This is a genomic window from Rahnella perminowiae, from assembly GCF_019049755.1.
In the GTDB taxonomy this organism is placed as follows: domain Bacteria; phylum Pseudomonadota; class Gammaproteobacteria; order Enterobacterales; family Enterobacteriaceae; genus Rahnella; species Rahnella perminowiae.
The window spans coordinates 1-463 of sequence record NZ_JAFMOS010000045.1 but is presented as its reverse complement, the minus strand read 5'-3'; the positions used below and the strand labels follow the sequence as shown (position 1 = coordinate 463).

At 38.9% G+C, this 463-nt stretch carries 1 protein-coding gene; it reads right to left on the bottom strand.

What is annotated here, in order from left to right; translation table 11 throughout:
• The coding region (locus J1785_RS00215; RefSeq protein ID WP_217218514.1) for a TetR/AcrR family transcriptional regulator at positions 1–406 on the bottom strand (406 nt) is incomplete at its 3' end.
• Positions 407–463: the final 57 nt, after the last annotated feature.

The window sequence follows — 463 nt, the reverse complement described above, 5'->3', positions numbered from 1 at the left end:
TCATTATTTCGACCTGAGCTTCCGCCGTTTCGATATCGATTTCCTTCTGGAATTCAAGTAATTTTTCCAATAATGCGTCAAACATTCTGTTGTCTGCCTCTTTGTAAATAGTGGCAACATTCGGGTTCCTATTGACTTCGGTCATAACCTCAAACATTAGGATGTTGTCTTCTGAAAAATTTTTATCGTGTGCTTGCATGCCTAAGCGCGCCGAGATGATATCTGACATATCGGCAAGATTGATATCTAGGGTTGTGAGTAACCTTAAACGTTTGTCAACAATTCCCTTCACTAGTTCGTTAATCATTTCTTCTTTATTTGAGAAGTACCGATAGATACCTCCTACGCTTAATCCCGATAAATTAGATATTTGTGCCATTGAGGCAGCATGAAATCCATTTTTCATTATGCATATCTTAGCTGCTGTCAGGATCTGCAACTTACGGACTGTCTCTTATACACA